The sequence below is a fragment of the Phaeodactylibacter xiamenensis genome (assembly GCF_000759025.1).
GTDB classification, from domain to species: domain Bacteria; phylum Bacteroidota; class Bacteroidia; order Chitinophagales; family Saprospiraceae; genus Phaeodactylibacter; species Phaeodactylibacter xiamenensis.
This window is the reverse complement of the sequence record NZ_JPOS01000145.1, coordinates 1-1,737: the sequence shown is the minus strand read 5'-3', so window position 1 is coordinate 1,737 and position 1,737 is coordinate 1. Positions and strand designations below refer to the sequence as shown.

General features: G+C 37.6%; 1 protein-coding gene. It reads right to left on the bottom strand.

The features are described 5' to 3' along the window. Nucleotides 1-1,737, bottom strand: a 1,737-nt coding sequence (locus IX84_RS33685) for a hypothetical protein (RefSeq protein WP_044230411.1), incomplete at both ends; no start/stop codon positions are given.

Genomic DNA, 1,737 nt, shown 5'->3' with positions numbered 1-1,737 from the left:
GTCATATATGACGCGGAAGCATCTTGAGGAATCTCAGAGTATGTCCTTGTTTTGAAAAGAACATCTAGATCATCAGAAGATGTAAGCCTGAAGCCTTTTATTGAATTAGTTAGTAATGTCCCTCCAACAGATCCAACCGCACCTGCAAAAAATGCTTGCATAGCTAGGTTAGAGTCATCTGTTATCATGTAAACTGAACTAGCCTCACCAGCTGACACAGCTAAATCCAATAATAATAAAGCCCCCGTTTCCACTCCATATGGTGCAGCCATCGCTGCCACTGCTCCTCCAAGATAAACATTAACTGCAATAAATACTGATGTAATTCCAGCTTGCAGTGCCAACTCTCCCGCAAAGTTTAGTATTATACCTGCATCTTTTGAAAATTGAGGCCCCTGGAAATCAGAGTAGAACCACCCATAGAATTTATCGTATTCAAGAACTACTAGTTCAGCGTCATTATCTAAATAAGCAAGGAATTGTCTACCTTGATGGATTGACATAACAGCCTCTACTCCATTGTCAAAATGAATAAAATAGTATTCCCCGCTACTCAATGCAGAAAGAGGTACTAAGTCGCTGGAAATGCCACAAGGAAATGGAATATCTTTAAGAAGTTGATTATGATGTAGAGTAATTACTTCTTGACTACAACTGTCGTCGAACACTTGCTGAGTGCTATTTATAATGTGTTGATCAATATCTGCAAAGGTTACATTTTCATTAGCAGCTCTATAGGCAGGATACCCTTCATCTGGTGATTCTGGACTAGTAATATCTTCAAAGTATGTCTTGTATAGTCTTGGATAAATATATAGTTCCCCTTCATTTCCAGGGCATCCTTTTGTATATCCTAATAGTACCTCCGTAACTTCCCCTAAAGTATAAGGCGGGAAACCACAGCCTCCATTATGAACTAAGTAGTCCTCATATGAATAAAAAATCACTTTAGATGAACTATTCCAATCAGCTGGGCTCCAATACCCATAACCCGCAAACTTGCCAGCATTTGATGTACCAGCTTTCCATTTTTTTGGAGTATGATAGTAAGAATTACCAGGTAACCTAAAGCAATATAGCATTCCTTTTTGATCGTCATCAAATCTCAAAAACTTGACCCTTGAGCCAGCTGGCAATTTTATTGGAACTCCGGAAAGTGCAATAAAATTAGCAATGCTATCTAATTCAAATGAGGGATAGGTGTCATCATCTAGTAAAACCTGTAGGTTATTTTCAAAGTATGACTGATATAGTCCAGCGGGATTTATTACATCTAAATATCGTTCAATAGCTAATGCAAATACTTCAGGTATTTCATTATTGATACTAGAGGCCTTCATCAAGTATTTCAACTCATCTTCGATTCCATCTACCTCAGATATCAATAAGTCAGGATTAACAATATCTACTGAAAAAACTGTTTCCTCTGGATACCCTCCTAAGTTATTTACTGAAAAAAGAATTTTTTTAGCCCCATTTAACGCTATAAGTGCAGAATCTAGAAAGGGCTGATTTATTCCATACTGCTGACCCATAATTTCATAGGGTGAAAAAAGGAATCCTTCATGATCTGCTGAATCTAGTGCAGAGACCTCTTGCTGTAATCTGACCAAGGCACTTTCAGAAAAAGAAACACCTGTATAGTCATTAAATTCTTCAAGCAAATTGCCAGATCCTCTAAAGTTTAATATTAAACCTAAAGAATCTCGATCTTGGCTAAACAGCGATTCATTGCCG